Here is a 25507-nt window from a genome sequence, read left to right on the forward strand (position 1 = left end):
TAGATAAAGACGAGAGCATGAACTTTTTTTTCGACGACGCGATGGAAGCCGAAATCCGGCGGGCCGCGCAGCGCCTGCTGGAAGGCCGCCTCGTCGCCTTTCCGACCGAAACCGTATATGGCCTGGGTGCCGACGCCGAGAACGTGCAGGCCATTGCGCGCATCTATGCCGCCAAGGGCCGGCCCGCGAATCATCCCGTCATCGTCCATCTGGCGCCGGGCGCCAGCCTGGAGTATTGGGCTGCCCGGGTGCCGCCCCAGGCGCAGAAATTGATCGACGCCTTCTGGCCCGGCCCTTTGACCCTCATTCTGCCCAGGGCCGAACGCATTCCCGCCGCCGTGGCGGGCGGACAGGACAGCATCGGCCTGCGTTGCCCCTCTCATCCTGTCGCCCAGGCCCTGCTGCGCCGCTTCGCCGAACTCAAGGGCGGGCACGGCGGGGTCGCGGCGCCTTCCGCCAACCAGTTCGGGCAGGTGTCTCCCACCCTGGCCGAGCACGTGCGGGCCGAATTCCCCGGCATGCCTGAAGACGAATTGCTCATCCTCGAAGGCGGCGCCTCGGAAGTGGGTATTGAATCGACCATACTCGACCTTTCACGCCTGGAGCAGGGCGTGGGCCCCGTCATCTTGCGCCCCGGTCACATCACTGCAGTTCAGATGGGCGAGGTGCTGGGCCTGGCGCCCGAGAGCCTTATTCCAGGCGAAGCAGGCGAGGGCATGCATGACTCGAGCAGAGTCGAGGTAGCACATCAGCGAGGCGGGGGCGGCCTCGTTCAAGAGCCGTTGAGCCAGGCTCGAGCGGGGAGCCAAAGACAGGAGCCGCGACAGGATCAAGTTCAAGACCGGGCGCAGAGCCAGGCGCCCCGCGTTTCGGGTTCGCTCAAGGCCCATTACGCGCCTCGCACGCCGTTGCAGGTATCGTCGTGGGACGGAATCCAGAAGCTGGCCGATGCCGGCCTTCTCCCCGGGCAACGCCTGGCGTGCATCGTGTTCGAGCGACCCGAGGGCAAGCCTTCCTCCGTGCCCGGAATCGATTGGTTCGTGGTGAAGGCAGAGCCTCACGCCTACGCCCGCGAGCTCTACGCTTTGCTGCGCCGCCTCGATCAGGACGGCTATGCCCGCCTGGTCTTCGAGCAGCCCCCCCGCTCGGCGCCCTGGCGCGCCGTCAACGACAGGCTGGGCCGCGCCGCAGCGGCCTTCGACGTCAGCCTATCTAAATGAACTGGCCTCAAAAGTTGGATACAGATTCCAACCTTTGAGGCCAGGTTCAAAAACGAGGCGTTGTCACCGAGACATGTCGCGGAAGTAGAGCCGCTAAACCCCCAGATACCGTGTCAGCAGCTCGGTCTGGCTGGCCAGCGTGGGGCTGTCGCGCTGTTCGACCACCTTGCCTTTTTCAAGCACCACGCAGCGGTCGGTATGTGTAAGCACCTTGCGATAGTTGCGGTCGACGATAAGCGTGGCCACGCCCGTATCGCGGATGGCCTCGATAATGCGCCAGATCTCGTTGATGATGAGCGGCGCCAGCCCTTCGGTGGCCTCGTCAAGAATGAGAATGTCGGGGTTGGTCATGAGCGCACGGCCGATCGCCAGCATCTGCTGCTCGCCGCCCGAAAGCTGTTGCCCGCCGTGGCCCAGGCGTTCTGTCAGGCGCGGGAAGGTATCGAGCACCCGTTGGTAGGTCCAGTCTTTGCGGCCCTTGTAGCCCGGGCGCGCGGCCACCAGCAGGTTCTCGCGCACGTCGAGATTGGGGAAGATGCCCCGGCCTTCGGGCACATAGGCCACCCCCTGGCGGGCGATCTGGTGCGGCTGGGCGCGCGTATTGTCGCGCCCGCGAATCACGATCTTGCCCTGCGCCGGGGCCAGGTGCCCCATGACCGTGCGAATGAGCGTGGTCTTGCCCATGCCGTTGCGGCCCAGCAGCCCGATGGATTCGCCTGCCTCGATGCGCAGGTCGATTCCGTGCAGCACGTGGCTGGCGCCGTAATAAGTATGCAGCCCCGAGGCTTCGATAAGCGTTGTCATTCGTCGTCTCCGAGATAGGCCGTTTGCACCAGCGGATTGGCCTTGATGCTGGCCGGATCGCCATGGGCGATGACCGCGCCGTTGACCATGACCGTGATCTCGTCGGAAATGCGAAAGACAGCATCCATGTCGTGCTCGACCAGCAGGATGGCGTGCTCGCTTTTGAGCGAGGCCAGCAGGTTGAGCATGCGATCGGTTTCTTCAGAGCCCATGCCGGCCAGCGGTTCGTCGAGCAGCAGCACGCTGGGGTGGGTGGACAGGCTCATGGCGATTTCAAGCTGGCGCTTGCCGCCGTGCGACAGCAGCCCGGCGATCTGGTCGCCAAAGCCCGACAGCCCGGCCAGCTCGAGCGCCCGGTCGGCGGCCTCGTTGCTTTTAAGGCAGCGGCTGGTGGGCGTCCAGCTCCAGAAGTGCTGATGGTTGGCCTGCGCGGTAAGGCGGCAGTTTTCGTGCACGGTGAGGGACGGGAAAATGGTGGTGCGCTGGTAGCTGCGTCCGAGGCCCGCCCGCGCGCGGCGGGGCTGGGGCCAGTCGGTGATGTTCTGCTGGTTCATGTGGATGGTGCCCTCGTTGGGCGCCAGTTCGCCCGACAGGACGCTGACCAGGGTGGATTTGCCCGCGCCATTGGTGCCGATGACGGCATGCACGGCGCCGCGCTTGAGCTCGAGCGAGACGTTGTCGATGGCCGTCAGGCCGCCGAAACGGCGGGTGATGTGCTGGGCCGATAATAAAGTTTGCGTCATGGTGCTGCCTTTACTGGGCCGAAGCCGGCGAGATGGACTTGGAGCGACGGCGGTTGCGCAATTGTTCGGGCAGGCCCGCCAGGCCCTGGGGCAGGACGGCGACCAGGGCGATGATGGCCAGGCCGAAGGTCAGGTGCCACCGGCTGGCAAATTCGCCGAACAGGGCGTGCGATTGGAAGAGCTCTTGCAGCAGGGTCAGCGCCACGGCGCCCAGCACGGCGCCCCACAGGCGGCCCATGCCGCCCAGGATGACCATGAGCAGCACCAGGCCCGATTGCTCCCAGGCCAGCAGCTCGGGGTTCACGTAGCCGTCTTTGGCGGCATACAAGAAGCCCGCGACGCCGGCCAGGCCGCAGCCGATGACATAGGCGATGAGCTTGTACTTGAAGGTGGAGAACCCGGCCGCGCGCATGCGCTGCTCGTTGACCCGTATGCCGGTCAGTGCCGCGCCAAAGCGCGAGCGCATCAGCAGGGCCAGGAAGGCCCAGGTAAGCAGCAGGCAGGCCAGCGTGAACACATAGAACACGAACTGGTTGTCGATATTGAGCACCACCCAGTCGCCCAGGCGGATTTCGGGCCGGAAGTACAGATAGATGCCGTCGGTGCCGCCGCCCAGGGCGGTGTCGTGGAATACGTAATAGGCCATCTGGGCAAAGGCCAGGGTGACCATGATGAAGTAGATGCCCTTGGTACGCAGCGCCAACGCGCCGGTGACCACCGCATAGCCCATGGCGGCCAGCATGGCGCCGGGCAGCAGCCACAGCATGTTGCCCGCGCCCGATTCGGGCGACAGCAGGGTGACGAAATAGGCGGCAATGCCGAAGAACGCCGAGTGCCCCAGGCTGACCAGGCCGGTACAGCCCACCAGCAGCTGGAGGCTGAGCGCAAACAGGGCGTAGATCATGATCTTGATGACCAGGCCCAGGTAATAGCTGGAGGCGAACGACGGCAAGGACAGCACCAGCGCCAGCAGCACGAGCAGCAAAACGGCACGAAGAATGAAACGCATGATCGGCCTTGATTAGTGTTTAAAGAGCCCTTCGGGCTTGAACAGAAGAATGGCGGCCATGAGCAGGTAGACCATGACGCCCGCGGCCGCGGGGAAGAACACTTGCCCGAAGGTATCGACGAAGCCCACCAGCATGGCGGCCAGAAACGCCCCCTTGATGGAGCCGATGCCGCCGATGACCACCACCACGAAGCAGATGATGAGCACGGCGTTGCCCATGCCCGGGTACACCGAGGACACCGGAGCGGCGATGGCTCCGGCCAGCGCCGCCAGCGCCACGCCGATGGCGAACACAATGCGGAACAGGCGGTTGATGTCGATGCCCAACGAGTTGATCATTTCGCGGTTGCTGGCGCCGGCGCGGATCATCATGCCCAGGCGGGTGCGATTGAGCACCCAGAACATGAGCAGCGCGATCAGGATGCATACCGCCGAGATGAACAGGCGATACACGGGATAGGTCATGACGTCGCCCAGGGCGACCGAGCCGTTCAGCCACGAAGGCACCGGCACACCGTGCACGTCGTTGCCCACGATGATGCTGCGCAGCTCTTCAAAGACGAGGATGAGGCCGTAGGTCATGAGCACCTGCTGAAGGTGCTCGCGTGTGTACAGGTAGCTGTAGAAGGCCCATTCGAGGAAGTACCCCAGCACGGTGGCCAGCACCACGCACACCAGCACGGTAATGACGAAGCCCCCGCCCAGGTACTGGGCCACGAGCGGCTGCAGCGCGAAGGCCATGTAGGCCCCGATCATGTAGAAGCTGCCATGGGCCAGGTTGATGATGCCCATGATGCCGAAGATGAGGGTCAGGCCGCTGGCGACGAGAAAAAGCAAAAGGCCGTACTGGACGGCATTGAGGCACTGGATCAGGAGGATGGCCGGGTCCACGAATATTCCTTTGGTTCAACGGGTGCACGGGGCAGGCGCGGCGCGCCCGCCCCATGCGGGTACGGATTTACAGCTTGCAGCCGCGTGCGGGGTCGGCCAGTTTTTCGACGGCGATCTTCACGAACTGGTTCTTGTCGCCTTCGACCTTGCGCAGGTACATGTCTTGCACGGGGTTGCCGGCCTTGGACAGGGTGAACTCGCCGCGCGGGCTGTCGATCTTGGCGCTGCGGATGGCGGTGCGCATTTCGTCTTTCTTGCTGACGTCGCCGTTGACGGCCTTCAGGCCGGCGTCGAGCATTTGCGCCGCATCATAGCCCTGCACGGCGTAGACGTCGGGGGGAAGCTGCGGGAAGTTCTTGATGTAGTCTTCGCGGAACTGGTTGTCGCGAGGCGTATCAAGGCCGTCGGCATAGTGCAGGGTGGTTTGCAGGCCCTGGGCCGATTCGCCCTGTGCTTCGAGCGTGCCGTCGGTGAGGAAGCCGGCGCCCAGCAGGGGGATGGAATCTTTCAGGCCGGCCGCGGCATAGTCTTGCACGAACTTCACGGCGCCGCCGCCTGCGAAGAAGGTGTAGACCGCGTCGGGCTTGATCGAGGCGATTTCGGTCAGCAGGGGCTGGAACTCGACGTTGGGGAAGGGCAGGGTCAGGTGCTTGACGACCTTGCCGCCGCCTTTCTCGAACGACTCTTTGAAGCCGTCGGTGGACTCTTTGCCCGCGGCGTAGTTCCACGAGATGGTAACGGCCGTTTTGAAGCCTTCGTCGGCAGCGACCACGCCCATGGCATAGCCGGGCTGCCAGTTCGAGAACGAAGAGCGGAACACGTTCTTGCTGCACAGGGGGCCGGTGATGGCGTCGGCGCCGGCATTGGGAATGATGAGCGTGGTGTCGGAGTCGTTGGCTGCCTTGGCCAGGGCCATGGCCACGCCCGAGTGCACGGTGCCGACCAGGATGTCGACGCCGTCGCGCTTGATCAGGCGGTTGGCGTTTTCAGGGCCCTTCGAGGGGTTGGACTCGTCGTCGACCTTGTAGTATTCGATTTCTTGGCCGGCCAGCTTGCCGCCTTGCTCTTGCACATACAGCTTGAAGCCGTTCTCGATGGCTTCGCCCAGCTTCGCATACGTGCCGCTATAGGGCAGCATGAAGCCGACCTTGACGGCGGCGAATGCGCTGCCGGCGCTGAATGCCAGCACCGTTGCGAGGGCCGTGCGGGTAAGGGTTTTTTTCATTGCCTACTCCTGTTTTTTATGAAAAGGGGTGACTTCAGGGGATGCGCAAATGGGCGCGGTTCAAGTGAGGCCGTGGAGGAAATCCACGACTTCGCGAATGACTGTTTCTGGTTGGTCTTTGTGAGGGGAATGGCGGCAGCGCTCAATGATACAGAGCTTTGCATGTGTTGCAATCCGTTTAATCCCTTGGATTTGATCGAGGGTGCCGTACTCGTCGTCGACGCCCTGCAGCGCCAGGATGGGGCAGCGGATCTGGTCCAGATAGGCCTCGATATTCCACTTGCGGAACTCGGGGTTCAGCCAGATGTCGTTCCAGCCCCAGAACACCGAATCCGTGTCGCTGTGATAGCGCCCCAGGCGTTGGGGCAGATCGGTGTGCAGATAGGCTTCGCGGGCGGCCTCGATGCTCTTGACGGAGATGTCCTCGACGAAGATGTGCGGAGCGGCCACCGCGATGGCCTTCACGGCATCGGGATACATGGCGGCATACAGCAGCGCGATCGAGGCGCCGTCGCTATGGCCGAACAGTATGGGCCTTTCGTCTTGCAGGTCCAGGGCCTCGAGCAATGCCGGCAAGGCCTCGCGGGCCTGGTCGTGCATATACTCGACGGGCCATTTTTCATCCGGCGGCCGGGGCGTGCTGGCGCCATAGGCATAGCGCGAAAAGACCAGGCCGCGGCAGCCGGCGGCCTCGCACAGCTGGGCGGGCCAGTCTTTCCACATCGAGGCCGAGCCCAGGCCTTCGTGCAGGAAGATGATCAGGTCGGCGTCCCGTTTTTCGGGCGCGATCAGGTAGTACTCGATGTCGGTTTCGCGGCCCAGCGCGCGTATGCGCGCATGGGTCGTGGCGGCGGCAAGGGGCGTGCTGTCTGCCATATCAGTGCTTTTCCTGTTCGCGCAGGCGGAAGCGCTGGATCTTGCCGGTTGCCGTCTTGGGCAGTTCGTCGACGAAATGTATGGTGCGCGGATACTTGAAGGGAGCCAGCTGGCCCTTGACGAAAGCCTGCAGCTCTTGCTGGATGGCGTCGCAGGCCGAATTGCCCGAACGCAGCACCACATAGGCGATGGTCTTGACCAGGCCCTGGCCGTCGGCGGCGCCGATGACGGCCGCCTCGAGCACCGCCGTATGCTGGATGAGGATGTTCTCGACCTCGATGGGCGACACATACTGGCCGCTGACCTTGATCATGTCGTCGCTGCGGCCCGAATAGGTGTAATAGCCTTCTTCGTCGCATACGTATTTGTCGCCGCTTTTGACCCAGTCGCCCAGGAAGGTAGAGCGGGTCTTGTCGCGGTTGTTCCAATACATGAGGGCGGCGCTGGGGCCCTTTATGTATAGGTCTCCGATGGTGCCGCAAGGCACGGGACGGCCTTCGTCGTCGCGAAGTTCGACTTCATAGCCGGGAACCGGCTTGCCGGTGGTGCCGTAGCGCAGGTCGTCTTCGCGGTTGGAAAGAAAGATGTGCAGCATCTCGGTCGAACCGATGCCGTCGAGGATGCGGCAGCCGAATTGCTGGGTGAAACGGTCGCCCAGGTCGCGCGGAAGGGCCTCGCCGGCCGAGGCGCAGACACGCATGGCCACATCGGCCTTCGAGGGCATGGCGTCGAAGGCCAGCATGCTGGCGTACAGGGTGGGCACGCCACAGAACACGGTGGGCTTGTGCTCGACCAGGCGCTTGTACACGGCGGCCGGGGTGGGGCGCTCGTCCATCAGCACCACGGTGGCGCCGACCGAAAGCGGGAAGGTCAGGCCATTGCCCAGGCCATAGGCAAAGAAAAGCTTGGCGGCCGAGAACACGATGTCGTCTTCGCGCACGCCCAGCACCGGCTTGCCGTAGAGCTCGGCCGTGTGCCACAGGTTGGCGTGGCTGTGCACCACGCCCTTGGGCTGGCCGGTGGAGCCCGACGAATAAAGCCAGAAGGCGATTTCATCGGCCTTGGTGGCCGCGGGCGGAACCTCGGCCGCCTGCTGCAGGCGGCTTTCGAGCTCGATGAGGCCGGCCGCCAGCTTGCCCTCGGGTCGGGCGACCACCACATGCCTGACTTCATGGCGGGCGATGCCCATGGCCTCTTGGACGGTGCCGAGCAGAGGCTCGGACACGAACACGGCCTGGCAGCGGCTGTGCTCCATCATGTAGGCATAGTCGGCCGCGGGCAGCAGCGTGTTGACGGCCACCGGCACCACGCCGGCGTGCAGGGCACCCAGGAAGACGACCGGCCAGTCGTTGATGTCGAGCATCGACAGCAAGATGCGTTCTTCGCGGCGGATGCCCAGTTCTTGCAGCAGGCCCGCGAACTTGGCGACGCGCTGGGCCAGCTCACCGTAGGACAGCGTGCCCTGGCTGTCGACATAGGCCGTTTTGTCGGCTCGGCCCGCGTTGATTTCGGCGAGGTGTTGGGCGAAGTTGAATTCTGCGGGGCAGGCTTGCATCAGTGTCTCCAGATCTTGCGTAGGTACTGCGGGGCGGCGCCAGGCGTCTTCTCGGTTTGGGTGTATCGGGTGCGGCGTGAGCCACTATCTATATATAAAGAGGCTTATTCAGGAACCCGCCGTCAGTTGGGCCAGCACCTCGGGCGAGGCCTGTATCGCCGCCAGGCGGTGATAGAAGGCCAGGGCCCGCAAGCCGCCAAGTTCTTGTCCGCCGCCGGCGCGGCCGGGCCCACCGTGGTTCGATTGGGGCATGGCATTGCCGTGGCCGGTCTGCACCTTGGCGACTTCGCTGTTGATGACATGGACGCGGCCATGGCTTTCAGCCAGGTTCAGCGCGGCCTGGGCGAGAAAGACGGGGTCTTCTCCGTAAACCGAAGCCACCAGCGAGCCCATGCCGCGCCGGGCCAGTGCGTAGGCGTGCTCGGGGTCGCGATAGGGCATGATGGTGGCCACGGGGCCGAACACCTCGGTTTCATGGACCAGCGCCTGGCCGTCGGGGTCGCGCGTGCCGAAAAGCATGGGCGCCACGCAGGCGTGGTCGGCCGATTCGGCCTGGATCGGCGTGTTGCGGCCGTCGAAGATGACGTCGCAGTGGCCGGCCAGAAGCTCGATGCCCTCGAGGACGGCTTTTTTCTGTTGCGCGCTGACCAGGCTGCCCATGCGCACCGATTCGTTGCGCGGGTCGCCCACCGAAATGGTCTGCAGTTTGTCGGCAATGGCCTTGGACACGGCGTCGTAGCTGGCCTGAGGCACCAGGATGCGCCGGATGGCGGTGCATTTCTGGCCCGATTTGATGGTGAGCTCGCGCACCACTTCGCGCACCAAGAGGTCGGCGCCGCTGCCTTCGGGGTCGAGCAGGGCGCAGTTGACGCTGTCGGTTTCGGCGTTGAAGCGCACGCCGTCATGCTGTATGCGGGGGTGCTGGCGCAGGGTGGCGGCGGTGTCGGCCGAGCCGGTGAACGAGACCAGGTCGAGGCCGTTCAGGGCGTCCATCAGGCCGTCGGGGCGGCCGCACACGATATTGAGGCTGCCTTCGGGCAGAATGCCCGCCTCGACCACGTCCTTGACCATTTCGTGGGTCAGCCACGCCGTGGCCGTGGCGGGCTTGGCCACCACCGGCACACCCGACAGCAAGGCGGGGGCGGCCTTTTCCCACAGCCCCCAGGCCGGGAAGTTGAAGGCGTTGATCAGCAGGGCGACGCCGCGGACGGGAACCTGCACGTGCTGGCTGGCGAAGGCTTTGTCCTTGGCCAGCGAATCGGCCTCGCCGTCGAGATGTAATTGGCCGTCGGACAGCTTCGAGCCCAGCTTTGCGTAATAAGAGAGGGTATAGACGCTGCCGTCGACATCGACGGCCGTGTCGTTCTTGACCGTACCCGAGTTCTGCAGCGAGATATCGTAGTATTTGTCGCGGTTGGCCTGCAGCACCTGCGCCACCTGGGCCAGCAAGTCTGCGCGCTCGGCGTAGCTGAGCTTGCGCAGCGCGGCGCCGCCCTGTTCGCGTGCGAAATCATAGGCTGCGGCCATGTCGATGCCTTGGGCGGAAACAGAGGCCAGCGCAGTGCCCAGCACGGGGTCGAACAGAACGGCGCCTTCGCCGGTGCCTTCCTGCCAGCGGCCTTGAACATAGTTAGCGAGTTTCTTCATAAGTGTCCTGTGCTGTTTGAAGCGAGGCGAACAGAGTCCGCCGAAAAATACGGCCGGTCGTGGCGTGTGTCGCCAACGCTTTGGGCGGAAGCCCTTACTGGCGGGTGAACTCGATCTTGCCTTCGGGCAGCAGATAGAGCACCAGCGCGCGTCCCTGCGTCACGGTGGGGCTGTGGGCGGAATCGGGTCCGTACACCAGCCAGCCGCCGGGTTGTCCGTCGAAACGCGCCTCGGGCGAGATGGGCATGATGAGGTCGATCTCGCCATTGGGGTGCCGATGGTGGGGGCCTGCGAGGTCGTTCATGTCGACGACGTCGACCGAGTAGCCGTGCAGCTCGGCCGACGGCTTGATGACGCGCCCATAGCGCACGCCGCCCCCTTCGTATTGGCACATCCAGCCTTCTTCCACCCCGCTTCTACAGGTTTCTACAATGCGCTGACAGGCCTCGCCGTTATAGGGAAATTGCTGATTCAGTTTTTCCTGAAGGGCTTTGTCGAGGGACTGGCTGCCGATAAAATCTGTTACCTGGCGGATAAGCCCCTGAAATGTCTCGATGTTGCTCATAATACGTCCTTCCTGGATCGGCGGGGCGCATGGCCACAGGGGCCCCCCAAACACCGATCCCCGATGTGCTTGTCAGGCTGAAAATTATGCCTTTTCTTCTACCGTGTCAAGCACTATAATGCATATCTACGGCTTTCTTAGGGTTTTTCTGGGTGAAGAATAAAGCACTAGAAGATAAGGTCGCTACCACGGCGGCCAATACGGAGACAGTGCGCGATGCCTATCTGGTCGCGTTGGGCGAACGCGTGCGCCGGCTGCGCGCCAGGCGCGGCATGACGCGCAAAGAGCTCGCCCGGGCCGCGGCGGTATCGGAAAGGCATCTGGCCAATCTCGAGCGCGGCGTAGGCAATGTGTCGATACTGGTGCTGCAAAGCATTGCCGGCGCCTTCAACTGCCCGCTGGCCGAGCTGGTCGGCGACGTCACCACCTCTACGCCCGAATGGCTGCTTATCCGCGAACTGCTCGAGGGCCGTGGCGAGCCAGAGCTGCAGCTGGCGCGCCAGACGCTGTCCGAGCTTTTTGCCGGCCAGCCCGAAAGTGCGCCCCGCAACCGCCTGCGCCAGATTGCCCTCATAGGGCTGCGCGGCGCGGGCAAATCCACGCTGGGGCGCATGCTGGCGGCCGACATCGGCTATCCTTTCATTGAGCTAAGCAGCGAGATCGAGCGCGTGGCGGGCTGCGGCATACTTGAAATCCACAGCCTGTACGGCGCCACCGCCTATCGGCGCTACGAGCGCCGCGCCCTTGAAGAAGCACTGCAACTGTATCCCGACATGGTGCTGGCCACCCCGGGTGGCCTGGTGTCCGAACCTTCCACCATGAATCTCATGCTGGCCCACTGCTACAGCGTGTGGGTCAAGGCCACGCCCGAAGACCATATGGCACGGGTCATGGCGCAAGGCGATTTCCGTCCCATGGCCGGCAACAACGAAGCCATGGCCGATCTCAAACGTATTCTTGCCAGCCGCGAGGCTTTTTACTCCAAGGCCGACTTCATCTGCTCGACCAGCAACCATTCGCTTTCCGACTCGTTCAACGTGCTGCGCACGCACATTCGGGAGGCGGCCGGCCTGCCCCTGCAGGCCGCCTGAAGTCACTATGCATTTTCTTGCATGTTTTGATTGACGCGTAGTCTGACTTGCATTATTATGCATCCACGTTTGAAAGATGCATTATTGTTCGGGCTTCGAAAATATTAGGAGATATCGATGAATCAAGTCGCCACCCCCGCGGTCGAGCAAGCCGCTGCCAACCGCGTCGACTTCCGTACCGACCCCAGCCAGTACAAGCACTGGAAACTGGCCTTCGATGGCCAGGTCGCCACCCTGACCATGGACGTTTCCGAGGAAGGCGGCCTGCGCCCCGGCTACAAGCTCAAGCTGAACTCCTACGACCTGGGTGTCGACATCGAACTGCACGACGCGCTGCAGCGCATCCGCTTCGAACATCCCGAAGTGCGCACGGTGGTGGTCACCAGCGGCAAAGACCGCATCTTCTGCTCGGGCGCCAACATTTTCATGCTGGGCCTTTCCACTCACGCCTGGAAGGTCAACTTCTGCAAGTTCACCAACGAAACCCGCAACGGCATCGAAGATTCCAGCCGCCACAGCGGCCTGAAGTTCGTGGCGGCCCTGAACGGCGCATGTGCCGGCGGCGGTTACGAGCTGGCCCTGGCGTGTGATGAAATCCTGCTGGTCGACGACCGCTCGTCGTCGGTCTCGCTGCCCGAAGTGCCCCTGCTGGGCGTGCTGCCCGGCACCGGCGGTCTTACCCGTGTCACCGACAAGCGCAAAGTGCGCCACGACCGCGCCGACATCTTCTGCACCCTGGTCGAGGGCGTGCGCGGCGAGCGTGCCAAGCAATGGCGCCTGGTCGACGACGTCATCAAGCCCGCCCAGTTCGCCGAGGGTGTGCAAAAGCGCGCCCAGGAACTGGCGTCCGGCAGCGACCGTCCCGCCGACGGCAAGGGTGTTGAACTGACTCCGCTGCAGCGCACCGATTCCGAAGACGGCCTGGCTTACAAATACGTCGAAGTCCAGATCGACCGCCAGAAACGCATCGCCAACCTGGTGGTGCGCGGACCCGAGTCCGTGCCCGCCGACATCGACGCCATCGTGGCCGAGGGCGTTTCGTGGTGGCCCCTGCAAATGGCCCGCGAACTCGACGACGCCATCCTGCAGCTGCGCACCAACGAACTCGATGTGGGCACCTGGGTGTTCCGCACGCAGGGCGACATCGCCAAGGTGCTCGAAGCCGACGCCACGCTTGAAAAATTCGCCGACCACTGGTTCGTGCGCGAAACCCGCGGCATGCTGCGCCGCACGCTGGCCCGCCTCGACGTCACTTCGCGTTCGCTGTTCGCCCTGATCGAGCCCGGCTCCTGCTTTGCAGGCACCTTGCTCGAGCTGGCCCTGGCTTGCGACCGCAGCTACATGCTCGACGACCCCGATGCCGACCAGGCCACCGAGATCGCCGTCAGCCCGCTCAACCTGGGGCCCTATCCCATGGTCAGCGCCCAGACCCGCATCCAGCGCCGTTTCTACGAAGAAGAGCCCGCCATCAGTGCTGTCGCGGCCACCGTCGGCAAGCGCATCAGCCCGGCCGAAGCCGAAGAGCTCGGCCTGGTCACCTATGCGCTCGACAGCCTCGACTGGGACGATGAAATCCGCCTGGCCCTCGAAGAGCGCAGCGCGCTGTCGCCCGATTCGCTTACCGGCCTCGAAGCCAACTTGCGTTTCGGCGTGGCCGAAACCATGGAAACCCGCATTTTCGGCCGCCTGAGCGCATGGCAGAACTGGATCTTCTACCGCCCCAACGCCTCTGGCGAAAAGGGGGCGCTCAAGCTGTACGGCAAGGGCGAGAAGGCCAACTTCGACTGGAACCGCGTTTAAACGCAAGATAATCAGATCCATTAAGGAGCATAGACATGTCTGGCATCAACTATTCCGAGAAGATTCCCAACAACGTCAATCTTTCCAGCGACCGCACCCTGCAGCGCGCGCTCGAGCACTGGCAGCCCAACTACCTGCAATGGTGGCAAGACATGGGCCCCGAGGCTTCGCAGAACATGGACGTCTACCTGCGCACCGCGGTCAGCGTGCAGCCCGACGGCTGGGCGCACTTCGACCACGTCAAGATGCCCGACTACCGCTGGGGCATCTTCCTTACCCCCCAAGACGGCCAGCGCAAGGTGCACTTTGGCGAGCACATCGGCCAAGACGTATGGCAAGAGGCGCCTGGCGAGCATCGCGCCAACCTGCGCCGCATCATCGTCACCCAGGGCGACACCGAGCCGGCTTCGGTCGAGCAGCAGCGCCACCTGGGCCTTACCGCTCCTTCGATGTACGACCTGCGCAACCTGTTCCAGGTCAACGTCGAAGAAGGCCGCCACCTGTGGGCCATGGTCTACCTGCTGCACCGCTACTTTGGCCGCGACGGCCGCGAAGAAGCCGATGCGCTGTTGCAGCGTAATTCTGGCAGCGAAGACAGCCCCCGCATCCTGGGCGCCTTCAACGAGAAGACCCCCGATTGGCTGGCCTTCTACATGTTTACGTACTTTACCGACCGCGACGGCAAGTTCCAGCTCAGCGCGCTGTCCGAGTCGAACTTCGACCCGCTGGCCCGCACGACCAAGTTCATGCTGACCGAAGAAGCGCACCACATGTTCGTGGGCGAGTCGGGCGTGTCGCGTGTGCTGCAGCGTACGGCCCAGGTCATGAACGAACTCAAGACCGACGACCCCGAAGCACTGCGCAAAGCGGGTGTCATCGACCTGCCCACCATCCAGCGCTACATCAACTTCCATTACAGCGTCACGATCGACCTGTTCGGCGCCGACCAGTCGTCCAACGCCGCCATCTTCTACAGCTCGGGCCTTAAGGGTCGCTACGAAGAAAGCAAGCGCAACGACGACCACCAGCTCAAGAACGACACCTACCGCATTCTCGACGTTCAAAACGGCGAACTGCGTGAAATCGAAGTGCCCATGCTCAACGCACTGAACGAAGTGCTGCGCGACGACTTCATCAAGGACACGGTGGCTGGTGTGGGCCGTTGGAACAAGGTACTCGAAAAGGCCGGTATCGACTTCCGCCTTACAGTGCCCCACAAGGCGTTCAACCGCCAGATCGGTACGCTGGCCGGCATCCGCGTGTCACCTGATGGCCAGGTGCTGACTGAAGATCAATGGAAGAACCACGTAAACGATTGGCTGCCCACCCCTGAAGACCGCGCCTTCGTCGCGTCGCTGATGGGCCGTGTGGTCGAGCCGGGCAAGTTCGCCAACTGGATCGCGCCTCCGGTCATGGGCATCAACCGCCAGCCTATCAACTTTGAATATGTGCGCTTCAACTAACCCAGCATTGCCCTGTTGAATCAGGGCGTCCGCCGGCCCACGCCTTGCGCGGCGGCCGGCGGGCAATCCATTGGTCGGGCCTGCCTGAAGTGGCGACTCTGGCGATACGGAGACCTAGAATGACAGTCGAAACCCCCAATCGCGTAATCAAACAACATCTTATCGATCCAGAGATCTGCATCCGTTGCAACACGTGTGAAGAAACCTGCCCGATCGATGCCATTACCCACGACTCCAACAACTACGTCGTGGACGTCGACATCTGCAACAGCTGCATGGCTTGCGTGCCGCCCTGTCCAACTGGCGCCATCGACAACTGGCTTCGCGTGGTGGCGACCGACGCCTATTCGCTTGAAGACCAGTTCAGCTGGTCAGAGCTGCCCACCGAGCAAGAGCTTCCGGCCGACGCCGTGGAAGCCCCCGCCGGCGAAGCCGCCGAGGCGCCCCAAGGCGTTGCCGCAGCCGAAGACGATGTGAACGCCGAACTTGAAGGCCTGCCGTCCACAGCGGCCGGGGCCAGCATTCCGCCCTGGTCGGCCGCGCACCCGTACATCAACCTGTACACGCACAAGAACGTGGCTACCGCCACCGTCGCCGGCAACTATCGCCTTACCGACGAAGATACCGACAACGCCATCCACCACATCGTGCTCGACTTCGGCGAGCTGCCGTTCCCGGTGCTGGAGGGCCAGTCGATCGCCATCTTCCCGCCGGGTACCGATGAGCAGGGCCGCGCGTATCATGCACGCCAGTACTCCATCGCCAGCCCGCGCGACGGCGAGCGTCCCAACTACAACAACCTGTCGCTGACGGTAAAGCGGGTTACCTCCGACTACGACGGCAAGCCGGTGCGCGGTGTCTGCTCGAACTATCTGTGCGACCTGCAAAAGGGCGACAAGGTCAAGGTAATAGGCCCGTTCGGCAATACTTTCCTGATGCCCAACCTGGCGCATTCGAACCTGATCATGATCTGCACCGGCACGGGCTCCGCGCCGATGCGCGCCATGACCGAACGCTGCCGCCGCCTTACCAAGAACAAGGCCTTTAATGGTAAGCTTATGCTCTTTTTTGGCGCACGTACCGAGCGCGAGCTGCCTTACTTCGGCCCGCTCATGAACCTGCCCAAAGATTTTATCGACATCAATTTGGCGTTGTCTCGAGCATCGGACAAACCCAAGCGCTACGTGCAGGACCTGATCCGCGAAAGGGCAGCCGAAGTCCTCGATCTGCTGGACGATGCGAACACATGCATCTACGTTTGCGGCCTCAAGGGGATGGAAACCGGCGTGATCGAAGCCCTGAAGGACGCCGTCGAGGGCGCGGGGCGCAACTGGCCCGAAGTCCATGCACAGCTTAAGTCGCAAGGGAGACTGCATTTCGAGACTTACTGACCAATCTTCCGGATTGCGAACATGAAATTTAGTGAGTTTCGAAACGGCATGATCATTCACCACGAGCCCGTCGTATTGGGCCAGGAAGAAATGATCGCCTATGCAAAGCAGTACGACCCCCAGTGGTTCCATACCGACGTCGACAAGGCCGAGGCGGGCCGCTGGGGCGGCCTGATCGGCAGCGGCTGGCTCACCTGCAGCCTGGCCATGCGCATGGCAGTGCAGGCCGCCCTGCACGATTCCGAATCCTTCGGCTCGCCCGGTGTTGAACGCATCCGCTGGATGCTGCCGGTGCGGCCCGGCGACGCCCTTCGGCTTGAAATCACGGTCGATTCGGTGCGGGTCTCGTCCTCGCGCGAAGACCTGGGCATCGTCCGCTGGACCTGGCGCATGTACAACCAGCGCGACGAGCAGGTGCTCGAGGTCGAGGCCACGAGCTTGTTCGATCTGGCACAGGGGCAGGCTTCCTGATCCTGACCGCAGAGTCATGTTGATCTTCTTGAAAAAGCGCTTTGGCGCTTTTTTTGTCCATGTCGCGTTCCATCGCATTCTGCATGCTGCTGATCGGCATCGTGCACAATAGCGCCGGCTGCGATGGCAGCCGGATCGTGGCCGAAGACGCGACCGGGCGGGTCATGGATGCCCTGCACGATTCTTTCTTCACTGTCCGGCGTTGCTGATGCAGGGCTCCCGTAGCGGGGGCTGCCTCGCCTAAGGGTGGAGGCCCGGCGGCCGCGCTATTTATCGCATGAGGGGTTTGCGGGCAAGCCCGCGGGCGGCATCACATGAAGATTCAAGTGCATGAACTTCGCCTCGATCATCTTCAGGAAGAGGCGCGCCGCCTTGGTCAGGGCCCGGCTGCTGGGATACAGCGCATATAGCTGGACAGGCGGCGGTTGCCAGCCCTCGAGCACTCTTACGAGCCTGCCCGATTCCAGGTCGGCGCGGCAAGCGGGCAGCGGCAGCGCTGCGACGCCCAGGCCCGACAGCGCCGCATGACGCAGGGTGGCCAGTTGGCTGGACGATAGCCGAGGCTTGAACGGGATGCGGCGGATCTGCCCGCCGCGTTTCAGCTTCCAGCTCCAGCGGGCCGTCTTGTTTCCCAGGCCAAGGCAGGGAAGCCGGGCCAGTTCGTCGGGCGTGGCGGGCATGCGGCCCGCCTTGAAGAGCGAGGGGCTGGCGACCAGCAGGTAGGGCACCTCGACGAGTTTTCTGGCGACGATGTCGGTGTCGGGCAACACATCAAAAGTGGGGTAGATGATGAGGTCGGCCGTAACGTGCCTGGGGTCGAGCGTTTCGGTGCTGGTGTCGATGTGCAGCACCACCTCGGGCGACTGGGCGGCGAACTGCGATGCCAGTTGATCGAGTACCTCTTCGCCCAGCATGGGTGGGCAAACGATATGCAGGAAGCCGCTGGGCGCGTTGCGCGCGCGGTCGGCCAGCAGGAACAATTGTTCGGTTTCCTGGATGATGCGCTCGCATTGCGCCAGACAGTCGGCCCCGAAGTTCGTTAGCACGAAGCGCCGCCCCGTTCTGTGGAACAAGGGGCCGCCCAGGCGTTCTTCCAACGCCCGGACGCGTCGCGCAAGCGTTGATTTGGCGATGTTCAGCTTGCGGCCCGCGGCCGAGAAACTGCCGTGTTCATTCACCAGCCTGAAGAGATGGATGTCGTCCAGATTCTGCATTTTCCAGCCTGAAAATAAAACGTTGGCGTTTCAATATTAGAGCAGATCAGGCCCCGGGGTGGGGCTAAGATTTTTTCAGTCATCGAAGAATCAGAATTTGGCACGGAGGCAGGATGGAGACCAGAGTTATCGATACGCCTTGCGGACCGCTGGAAGGCGCCGTGGCGGATGGGGTTGCACACTACGGGGCGGTGCCTTACGCCAGGCCCCCGGTGGGCGACCTGCGCTTTGCCCTGCCTCGGCCTGTCGAGCCCTGGCAAGGCGTACTCGATGCCACGCATGCGGGGCCGGTTGCGCCGCAACTGCCCTCCCGGCTCGACAAGGTCATGGGTATCTATCCCGCACGGCAGGACGAAGACTGCTTGCGCCTTGAAATCTGGGCGCCCGAGGGGCCTTCGGAACCCAGGGCGGTCATGGTCTTTGTGCATGGCGGCGGTTTCATGACCGGCGGCGGAGCCTTGCCCTGCTACGATGCGGCGTTGCTGGCGCGCCGTTTCGGCGTGGTGGTGGTCAATGTCTCAATCGGCATGGCTGGCAGTTCATATTCTGGGTCGGCGGCATTGTGCCGCTGGTGCTGCTGGTGCCGCTGGCCTGGGCGCTTTCCATGTCGCGCAATGGCGAGCAAGCCGCTCCCGCCCCCGGCGGGCGCAAGCCCGGCGTCGTCCGGGCGCTGTTCGACGGCGGCCTGGCCCCGCACACCATTTTGCTGTGGTTGTTTGCCTTCGTCGTCTTCATCAATTCTTACGCATTGATGTTCTGGATTCCCTCGCTGCTGATGAGCTTTGGCTTCGAAGCCGGACAGACCCCATTGGGCACGGCCGCCCTGGGCGTGGGCGGGCTTGCCGGGAGCCTGTTCATGATGGTGTTCATCTCCAGAACAGGGGTCAAGCCACTGCTGGCGCTCATGACGCTGCTGGCGGCCGCATGCGTGTGGTTGATCAGCCGGGCGGATATCCAGCAGTCATGGGTGTTGCCCCTGATTGCCGGCCTTGGGGCGGGTTCCATCGCATGCTGCGTTGGCCAGAGCGTGCTGGCCGTGTCCTTCTACCCGCCCGCCCTGCGCACGGCAGGCGTGGGCTGGGCCGCAGCGCTGGGCCGCATCGGGTCTATCGTGGGGCCGGCCGTGGGCGGCGCCTTGCTTTCGCTGGGCTGGAACGCCCGCGAAATTGTGCTGACCGCCGTGATACCCGCCGCGGTGGCGCTGGTGCTATTGCTGGGCATGGCGCTGAGCGATCGCCGTGCGCGTGGTGCGGTGAAGGAGTCGACAAGCCGGTAGTGGCCGGGCCGATGGAGTAGCGTGCCGGCACATCTGGAACGCCGCATGAGAGGGCTCATCGACTAAGTTGAGGCCGTCTCTTACTTATCCGAAGCGAACTTCCACACGTGCTTGTCGGTGTCGACGATTAATACTCGGCCAGGAATGTGCGCGTCCCCAGTGTCACGGAACGTGTAGGTTTGAATTCCGCTGAACGTGTCCAGCTTCATGAACGCATCCTTGATGATCTCGCGCGCCTCTTTAGCAGGCGTATTGCCGTCAATGTGATTGCGACGCATGATATCGGCATACAGCAAGACTGCGTCATAACTCATGGACCAGTTCGCCGAATTGGCCGGCTGGCCCATGGTGCTGTCCGCCTGTTCCAGGAAACGCTTGACGACCGACGCGTTCAACGCATTATCTCCAGTTGAGCTATCCATGGTCGTGAAGCCAATCGTGTGCCAATTCTTACCGTTGTCGCCGACGGTGTACACGAACGGCCCCGGCCAGATCAGTGAGTTGCCCAAGACCGGCACGTCTACTTTCTGTACCTTGAACTCTTTGGCGAGCATCAGGGCATTGGGACCCAAGGCAGAAACCAGGATGGCGTCGGGATTCAAGCCCTTGACCTTGATTGCCACTGGCGACAAGTCAGTGGCTCGTGTGGAAAACTCTACGATTTCCACGACTTCGATACCCGCTTCTTTAGCCAGTTGCTCGTAGGCTTCCGCGCCAGCTTTACCCGAGGCTTCACGCACATCAGCCACAATCACGACTCGCCGAATGTCGGGATAGATGCGGTGGAAATCCTTAAAGCCGTCGGCGATGAATAAGTCGTCGGGTGGCTGCAACCGTATTGTCCAGGGGCGCACTGTGATTCCGGGCTTGCTGGCTGTTGCTGTGATGGCAGGCAAGCCCAGGCGGTTAGCCAGTGAGCTGACCGTCTCCCACTGGGTTCCGGTCATGGGTCCAACGACGCCCAATATATCTTCCCCCGCAAATTTCCGGAACAATAGAACAGCTTGTCCGGGATCCATTTGCGCGTCGGCCTCTTCTACTTCGATCAGGCTGCCATTGACACCGCCGGCCGCGTTGACGTCCTCGACCGCGAGCTTGACCATCAGGCTTTGAGCCTTGCCATAGGCGCCCAAAGGGCCGGTTGTGGCGGTGATGTATCCCAGCTTTACTGGGGGTTTGGCTTGTGCCGTTGCTGCGCCCGGCAGCGTGACTGCGGCGGCCAGTGAGAGGGCATATATAAGTTTTTTCATTGAACTTGTCTCCGTTATTTAGCGGCCATGACAACGCCGCCGATTTATTGGCATTAAGGTATACGGCAGCTATACTACTTAGGGTGTCATTCCAACACTCGTTGCTTTTCTGTGCCCCAGATAACCAGCAACCACGGCAGGGTCTTCCGCCATGGCCGCGGCCTCTCCGGAGGCCGTAAACGCGCCATGACTCAATACATAGGCTCGGTGGGCCAGGCTTAGCGCGCTACGAACGTTCTGCTCGACCAACAGGATCGTCATACCCGAATCGCGCAGTTCGGCCAGTACCTGGAAGACCTCTTGGGCGAACAGAGGCGATAGGCCCATGGACGGCTCATCGACCAGAAGCAAAGTAGGGCGATTGATCAGCGCACGTCCGATCGCCAACATTTGTTGCTCGCCGCCCGACAGGTTCCCGGCCAGTTGCTCACGGCGTTCGGCCAGACGTGGAAAACGCTCGAACACAACCTGGATGGCGTCTTCAAACCCTGTCTGTGTCGGCCGGATCTCCCAGGCAAGCCGCAAATTTTCTTCGACTCGCATATTTTGCAAGGTGCCCCGGCCTTCGGGGATGTGAAGCATGCCTGACCTCGCCAGTGTATGCGCCGCCGCTGTCCGAATGTCGTGGCCCAGGAACCGGGCGGCACCCGAAGCAATAGGCAAGACGCCCGACAAAGCATGCATCAGCGTGGTTTTTCCTGCCCCGTTAGCACCGACGATTGCAACCGTCTCGCCTTGCTCGACGCTTAAGCTAATACCACGCAACGCCCGAATCGGTCCGTAAGAAACGTGAAGCTCAGTGGTTTCCAATACGATGCTCATGTATCGCTCCCAAGGTAGGCTCGCCGAACATCGGGGTGCTCGAGAACGGTGTCCGGATCACCCTCGGCAAGTTTTTTCCCGTAGTCCATCGCCACGATCCGATCAGATAGACTTCGGATCAAGCTCATGTCGTGTTCGATCAGCACAATGGCTTTGACGCTTGTCTGAACCTTATGGATATCGGCCACCAGTTGATCCGTTTCTGTTTCGTTCATCCCTGCAGCGGGCTCATCAAGCAGAAGCAAAGAGGGATTTCCTGCCAAGGCGCGTGCAATTTCCAGGCGCCGGGCATCGCCGTACGACAAGGCCGATGCAAGCATGTCAGCCTTGTCGCCCAGCTGCATGAGCTCTATCCAGTGCCTGGCTTCGTCCAGTGCCGTGCGACCACCGATGACCCCCAGGAAGGCGCTAAAGGAGGACCGGACATAGCGCTTGTTTGCCGCCATGACGTTTTCAAGTACCGTCATGCGCTTGAAAAGGCGGATATTCTGAAAGGTACGACCAATGCCCAGGCGGCCGATACCGTGCAAAGGCATATTGGAAATCTCTTGACCCATGAACCGTATCGAACCGGTTGTTGCCCGATAGAAACCGGTAATAGTATTGAGCAGAGCTGTCTTTCCGGCACCGTTAGGGCCGATCAAACCCAGTATTTCTCCTTCTCGAACTTCGAGATCTATGCCGTCCAGGGCGGTCACCCCGCCAAATACCTTACGCAGGCCAGTAATGGTCAATATAGGTTGGCTGGTAGTCATGGCGCGGTTCCAGGCGTGGATTGTTGTTCGAGAGAGCCGGAGGTTGCGGACTTCGTTGGGCGGCGGTAGCGCTCTGTAACAGCCCGGAAGGACAGCAAGCCATTAGGCTTGAACAACAGCATGATCAAAACCGCCAGCCCAAACACCGTTGGGCGCCAATCTGCCAGTTCTCGGATGTATTCGGGTAGCAAGGTCATGACAACGGCACCTACGACCGGCCCAAGCATATTGTTGACGCCGCCAAGAACCACATAGAGCACGACGTAGATTGACAGCAAGACGTCGAAGCTTTCGGGCCTGACGAAGCTCATGTAATGGCCATACAGCGAACCCGCCACGGCAGCAACGGCCGCTCCGAGGGCAAACCCCAGGATCCGGATGCCAGTCACGTTGATTCCAAGCGATGCCGCAACCCGCTCGTCTTCCCGCACCGCATCGAAAATTCTCTGCAAGGGACTGATTGTGATCAGAACGAGTAAAACCGCAACACAGCCGACGGCAATGGCCACTGCGCGCATCGGAGCTTTGAAACCGCCGGAAGGCCACCAGTTCTGTGAATAGGCCGAGCAACCCGCCTACAACCAAGGCCAGCACAAACGCCCAGGGCAATGGCAGATATGTCAGCGAAATCAGCCCGATAAATCCCCCCAGCATGAAGACTTCCGGATGGGTGAAATTAAGCTTGTCCAGCACACCCACAACCAATGTAAAGCCGATAGCCACCAGAGCGTACATAGCCCCGCTTACGAGCCCGTTCAGTATTTGGCCTGCCAACATACTGTTGTCTCCTTAGGTCGCCGTTGCGCCCGAGCCCGCCTTCATTGACTGCAAAGCCGGCAGCACATTCTCGGCGAACAGCTTCATATTGCGTCGTGTGAGATCTTCGGGCAACGATCCGAAATGCAGCATGGTCAGCAGATTATCGAAACGCATGCTCTTCCAATATTCTTCGAGGCGCTGGCGAACCGATTCGGGGCTGCCGCAGATGATCATGCCCATCTCAATAGCCGTTTCGATGGTGAGATCCTGTGAGAGCATTGCCTTGGCGGCCATCACTCTCTTCAAGGAGTCGCGCGACGTATATCCGGGAGGTAGCAGCATTTCAAAGGGCATCTTCAGCAAGCGGTTGCGGAACAGCTCGAAGTGGTGCTTGGCCTCGCGGATGGCTTGCCGATCAGTGTCGGATACATAAATCGGGACCGCCCAGCCCAATTGACTGTCTGCCGCCTCGTAGCCATAGTCAGCCGCCGTGTCCCGATAGGACTGCAAGTATTTTTCTACCGTTTTTGCGGGGCTGAATGTCTGTAAATACGTGTAGCGACGATCAGGATGCGACGCCCAGTCGATAGTTTCCTTGCTGCCCTGCGATGGAACCCAGATGGGAGGGTGGGGTGTTTGATAAGGACGGGGCCACAGGTTGACGTAATCTACGTTGTAATGGCGTCCGCTGAAGGAAAAAGGCCCCGGCTTGGTCCAAGCTTGAACAATCAAGTCGTGTGCTTCATGGAAGCGGTCGTGCGAGATGGTTGGGTTTATGCCGAAGGTATGATATTCGGCGCCAATGCCGCGTACGAATCCGCTGATCAAGCGTCCGCCTGAGATCACATCGACCATGGCGTGTTCCTCAGCCACGGTCATAGGGTGCTCGCGCAGCGGCAAGGCACTGCCCAGAATGGCTATCTTCACCCGTTTCGTGCGCCGAGCAAGCGCCGACGCCATGACGATGGGCGAGGGCATAAGGCCATATGCCGTCTGATGGTGTTCGTTTACAGCCACACCGTCAAAACCCAGTTCTTCCGCGTACTCGAGCTCGTCGAGATAGCGGTTGTACAGTTTGTGTCCTTTTACCGGGTCGTAGAAGCTGTTCGGCAGGTTGACCCATACCGTCTCGTATTGTTTTGTCGCCTCGAAGTCCAGGTCGGCGTACCCCATTAGATGGAACAGAATGACATTCATGACTATTAGGCCTCTTCAATGAATTTCTTGACCACCGCACTGAATTCCGACGCGCGCTCAACCTGGGGTAAATGTCCGCAGTTTTCATAGGTTTGCAAACTTGCCTGTGGCAGCAGCTCTGCCAGCATCCGTCCCACGGCGGGGGGCATGATCTTGTCGTTTTCACCCCATATCAGCTTGACCGGCATGTCGATGCGATGCAGCCACTTGGCCAGGAAGGGGTCAAACAAGCGAGGCTGCCAGGCCAATTTGGCCACGGTGTGACGGTTTTTCAGCTGGGCGTCCTGCTCTTCAGCCGTGGTGGGCGGCGTCGCGAGCATTTTCTCGGCTATGGCTTGATCGAAAAAGGTGTTGCGTACCATTTGCTCTGGGCTCCATAAAAAAATGTCTCCGGGCAAAATATTAGGCACCCTGACCCCCGCAGTGCCGACCAGCACAAGGGATTTGAACCGGGACGGCTCGCGTATGGCCATCTCCATGGCCAGCCAGCCGCCCAGTGAACTACCGATCACATGGACAGTGTCAAGCTTTTGCTCTTTCAGGAAGTCAAGGTAGAAGTAGGCCAAGTCCTGGATGTTTTCGAGCCAGTCGGGCTCATCGGAGTAACCAAACCCCGGATGCTCGGGCACCAGCAGATCGAAATCTTTTGCCAGTTCATTCATGAATGGCTGCACTTGCATTGCGCCATTGGCACCGTGTAGATAAAGTACGGCTTGCCCCTTGCCCCCGCGACGCATGCGGATGCGGCATCCGTTGAGCTGTATGTACGACTCTTCAAATCCCATCACATAACCCCCCTGATTTAATGTTGCAGGCTCAGCCCGCCCGCCGTGTGTTCGCGCTGAGCAAAGCCGACGACCTGGCTAACCATCATTTGCAACTGTTTTTCAACGTTCTCGTCTTTGATTTCACCTGCCGGCCCGAACGGCTTGGCGGCGGAATTGAGTGCTGCGGCGTAAGGCGTGGGCCAGCCCCGCAGCGCATGAATAATGGAACGTAGGGTGAAGAGTGTGGAACCCATCGCCTGAGCGCCATCCGCGCAGACAATACAACCCACCGCTCGGCCGTCGAGATAGGGGCGCTCGTCGGCACGCATGTCCTCGGTGTAGTCGATGGCATTCTTCAACATGCCCGAAATCGACCCGTGATAGCTGGGCGAAGAGATAAGCACCCCGTCGGCCTGACGTAGCGCCGCTACCAACTGGCCGGCTTTCTCGGAGCGTGCAGTTGCTCCAGGTTCATACGCATCCATCAGCAACGCAGCGCCCGAAAGTATTTGGGTTCTGGCGCCCATTTCGCGAGCCATTTTCAGTGCCGCGGCAAGCGCCATCTCGGAGGTCGAGCCGGGGCGCATGGTTCCGCCAATTCCTACGATAAGCGGCGCTTCTTTGTCCATGACCAAATCCTTTTTTTCATGCAAAGCTGACGCAACTCTCGTAAGAAAAGAACTGCGTCTGGTGTATGTTCTTTGGCCAATGCGGCC

The 25507-nt window shown here is 61.7% G+C and carries 24 protein-coding genes and 3 pseudogenes; 9 read left to right on the plus strand and 18 right to left on the minus strand.

Annotated features, from left to right (window positions below; genetic code table 11):
- Nucleotides 1–17: 17 nt before the first annotated feature.
- Nucleotides 18–1220 carry an L-threonylcarbamoyladenylate synthase gene (locus C7440_RS04140; RefSeq protein ID WP_116517556.1) on the plus strand — a complete coding sequence of 401 codons (1203 nt, stop codon included), beginning with the start codon at nucleotides 18–20 and terminating at the stop codon, nucleotides 1218–1220.
- Between the two features lie 93 nt (nucleotides 1221–1313).
- Here the strand turns inward: C7440_RS04140 and C7440_RS04145 are convergent, their stop codons facing one another.
- The 9 genes from C7440_RS04145 to C7440_RS04185 form a co-directional block, all read right to left on the minus strand.
- The gene (locus tag C7440_RS04145) at nucleotides 1314–2024 is read right to left on the minus strand and encodes an ABC transporter ATP-binding protein (RefSeq protein ID WP_017525222.1); all 711 of its coding nucleotides are present in this window, start codon (nucleotides 2022–2024) and stop codon (nucleotides 1314–1316) included.
- Nucleotides 2021–2767, minus strand: coding sequence for an ABC transporter ATP-binding protein (locus tag C7440_RS04150; RefSeq protein ID WP_017525221.1), 747 nt, complete (start codon nucleotides 2765–2767; stop codon nucleotides 2021–2023). Before C7440_RS04150 ends, C7440_RS04145 begins: the two co-directional genes overlap by 4 nt.
- A 10-nt stretch (nucleotides 2768–2777) precedes the next feature.
- Nucleotides 2778–3776 (minus strand): branched-chain amino acid ABC transporter permease, encoded by a 999-nt coding sequence (locus tag C7440_RS04155; RefSeq protein ID WP_017525220.1) that lies wholly within the window; start codon nucleotides 3774–3776, stop codon nucleotides 2778–2780.
- A 12-nt stretch (nucleotides 3777–3788) separates the two neighbouring features.
- The gene (locus C7440_RS04160; protein WP_017525219.1) at nucleotides 3789–4667 is read right to left on the minus strand and encodes a branched-chain amino acid ABC transporter permease; all 879 of its coding nucleotides are present in this window, start codon (nucleotides 4665–4667) and stop codon (nucleotides 3789–3791) included.
- Between the two features lie 67 nt (nucleotides 4668–4734).
- Nucleotides 4735–5892, minus strand: a complete 1158-nt coding sequence (locus C7440_RS04165) for an ABC transporter substrate-binding protein (RefSeq protein WP_017525218.1) — start codon at nucleotides 5890–5892, stop codon at nucleotides 4735–4737.
- A gap of 60 nt (nucleotides 5893–5952) precedes the next feature.
- The gene (locus C7440_RS04170; protein WP_017525217.1) at nucleotides 5953–6768 is read right to left on the minus strand and encodes an alpha/beta fold hydrolase; all 816 of its coding nucleotides are present in this window, start codon (nucleotides 6766–6768) and stop codon (nucleotides 5953–5955) included.
- Between the two features lies 1 nt (nucleotide 6769).
- Nucleotides 6770–8323 carry a benzoate-CoA ligase family protein gene (locus C7440_RS04175; RefSeq protein WP_017525216.1) on the minus strand — a complete coding sequence of 518 codons (1554 nt, stop codon included), beginning with the start codon at nucleotides 8321–8323 and terminating at the stop codon, nucleotides 6770–6772.
- A 108-nt stretch (nucleotides 8324–8431) separates the two neighbouring features.
- Nucleotides 8432–9970: a 3,4-dehydroadipyl-CoA semialdehyde dehydrogenase gene (locus C7440_RS04180; RefSeq protein WP_116517557.1), complete on the minus strand. Its 1539-nt coding sequence runs from the start codon at nucleotides 9968–9970 to the stop codon at nucleotides 8432–8434.
- Nucleotides 9971–10064: 94 nt separating this feature from the next.
- Entirely contained in the window at nucleotides 10065–10535 is a 471-nt protein-coding gene (locus C7440_RS04185) for a 4-hydroxylaminobenzoate lyase (protein WP_017525214.1), read from the minus strand.
- Nucleotides 10536–10687: 152 nt separating this feature from the next.
- Between C7440_RS04185 and C7440_RS04190 the strand changes: the two genes are divergently transcribed.
- From C7440_RS04190 to C7440_RS19780, 6 genes are all read left to right on the plus strand, one after another.
- Complete coding sequence (locus C7440_RS04190; RefSeq protein WP_026068087.1) at nucleotides 10688–11626, plus strand: helix-turn-helix transcriptional regulator; 939 nt, start codon at nucleotides 10688–10690, stop codon at nucleotides 11624–11626.
- Nucleotides 11627–11743: 117 nt separating this feature from the next.
- Nucleotides 11744–13426, plus strand: a complete 1683-nt coding sequence (gene boxC, locus C7440_RS04195) for a 2,3-epoxybenzoyl-CoA dihydrolase (protein WP_017525212.1) — start codon at nucleotides 11744–11746, stop codon at nucleotides 13424–13426.
- Between the two features lie 35 nt (nucleotides 13427–13461).
- Complete coding sequence (gene boxB, locus C7440_RS04200; protein ID WP_017525211.1) at nucleotides 13462–14889, plus strand: benzoyl-CoA 2,3-epoxidase subunit BoxB; 1428 nt, start codon at nucleotides 13462–13464, stop codon at nucleotides 14887–14889.
- 119 nt (nucleotides 14890–15008) lie between these two features.
- Nucleotides 15009–16280 (plus strand): benzoyl-CoA 2,3-epoxidase subunit BoxA, encoded by a 1272-nt coding sequence (gene boxA, locus C7440_RS04205; protein WP_017525210.1) that lies wholly within the window; start codon nucleotides 15009–15011, stop codon nucleotides 16278–16280.
- A 21-nt stretch (nucleotides 16281–16301) separates the two neighbouring features.
- A complete protein-coding gene (locus C7440_RS04210; RefSeq protein ID WP_026068086.1) occupies nucleotides 16302–16751 on the plus strand; it encodes a MaoC family dehydratase in 450 nt (149 codons plus the stop codon).
- A gap of 59 nt (nucleotides 16752–16810) precedes the next feature.
- The gene (locus tag C7440_RS19780; protein WP_165832440.1) at nucleotides 16811–16960 is read left to right on the plus strand and encodes a hypothetical protein; all 150 of its coding nucleotides are present in this window, start codon (nucleotides 16811–16813) and stop codon (nucleotides 16958–16960) included.
- A gap of 57 nt (nucleotides 16961–17017) precedes the next feature.
- Here the strand turns inward: C7440_RS19780 and C7440_RS04215 are convergent, their stop codons facing one another.
- Nucleotides 17018–17965, minus strand: coding sequence for a LysR family transcriptional regulator (locus tag C7440_RS04215; protein ID WP_116517558.1), 948 nt, complete (start codon nucleotides 17963–17965; stop codon nucleotides 17018–17020).
- 113 nt (nucleotides 17966–18078) lie between these two features.
- Here C7440_RS04215 and C7440_RS20275 point away from each other — a divergent pair.
- Together C7440_RS20275 and C7440_RS04225 are read left to right on the plus strand one after the other, a co-directional pair.
- Nucleotides 18079–18474 (plus strand): annotated as a pseudogene (locus tag C7440_RS20275) (carboxylesterase family protein); the annotation flags it as partial.
- Nucleotides 18429–19241: an MFS transporter gene (locus tag C7440_RS04225; protein ID WP_341476768.1), complete on the plus strand. Its 813-nt coding sequence runs from the start codon at nucleotides 18429–18431 to the stop codon at nucleotides 19239–19241. The pseudogene C7440_RS20275 and the gene C7440_RS04225, both read left to right, overlap by 46 nt.
- An 80-nt stretch (nucleotides 19242–19321) precedes the next feature.
- On the opposite strand, the gene C7440_RS04230 is transcribed toward C7440_RS04225, so the two are convergent.
- From C7440_RS04230 to C7440_RS04265, 8 genes and pseudogenes are all read right to left on the minus strand, one after another.
- The gene (locus tag C7440_RS04230; protein WP_116517560.1) at nucleotides 19322–20491 is read right to left on the minus strand and encodes an ABC transporter substrate-binding protein; all 1170 of its coding nucleotides are present in this window, start codon (nucleotides 20489–20491) and stop codon (nucleotides 19322–19324) included.
- Nucleotides 20492–20569: 78 nt separating this feature from the next.
- Nucleotides 20570–21313, minus strand: coding sequence for an ABC transporter ATP-binding protein (locus C7440_RS04235; RefSeq protein ID WP_207775377.1), 744 nt, complete (start codon nucleotides 21311–21313; stop codon nucleotides 20570–20572).
- Entirely contained in the window at nucleotides 21310–22068 is a 759-nt protein-coding gene (locus C7440_RS04240) for an ABC transporter ATP-binding protein (protein ID WP_116517561.1), read from the minus strand. The genes C7440_RS04235 and C7440_RS04240 overlap by 4 nt, the downstream gene beginning before the upstream one ends.
- Nucleotides 22065–22607: pseudogene (locus C7440_RS04245) on the minus strand (branched-chain amino acid ABC transporter permease); the annotation flags it as partial. The pseudogene C7440_RS04245 and the gene C7440_RS04240, both read right to left, overlap by 4 nt.
- A gap of 10 nt (nucleotides 22608–22617) precedes the next feature.
- Nucleotides 22618–22845, minus strand: a pseudogene (locus tag C7440_RS20280) (ABC transporter permease subunit); the annotation flags it as partial.
- A 12-nt stretch (nucleotides 22846–22857) separates the two neighbouring features.
- Nucleotides 22858–24024: an LLM class flavin-dependent oxidoreductase gene (locus C7440_RS04255; protein WP_017525200.1), complete on the minus strand. Its 1167-nt coding sequence runs from the start codon at nucleotides 24022–24024 to the stop codon at nucleotides 22858–22860.
- Nucleotides 24025–24029: 5 nt separating this feature from the next.
- Nucleotides 24030–24809 carry an alpha/beta fold hydrolase gene (locus tag C7440_RS04260; protein WP_026068085.1) on the minus strand — a complete coding sequence of 260 codons (780 nt, stop codon included), beginning with the start codon at nucleotides 24807–24809 and terminating at the stop codon, nucleotides 24030–24032.
- Nucleotides 24810–24826: 17 nt separating this feature from the next.
- Nucleotides 24827–25420, minus strand: coding sequence for an NADPH-dependent FMN reductase (locus C7440_RS04265; protein ID WP_017525198.1), 594 nt, complete (start codon nucleotides 25418–25420; stop codon nucleotides 24827–24829).
- Nucleotides 25421–25507 lie beyond the last annotated feature (87 nt).

It is taken from the genome of Pusillimonas noertemannii (assembly GCF_003096595.1).
Lineage (GTDB): Bacteria > Pseudomonadota > Gammaproteobacteria > Burkholderiales > Burkholderiaceae_B > Pusillimonas > Pusillimonas noertemannii.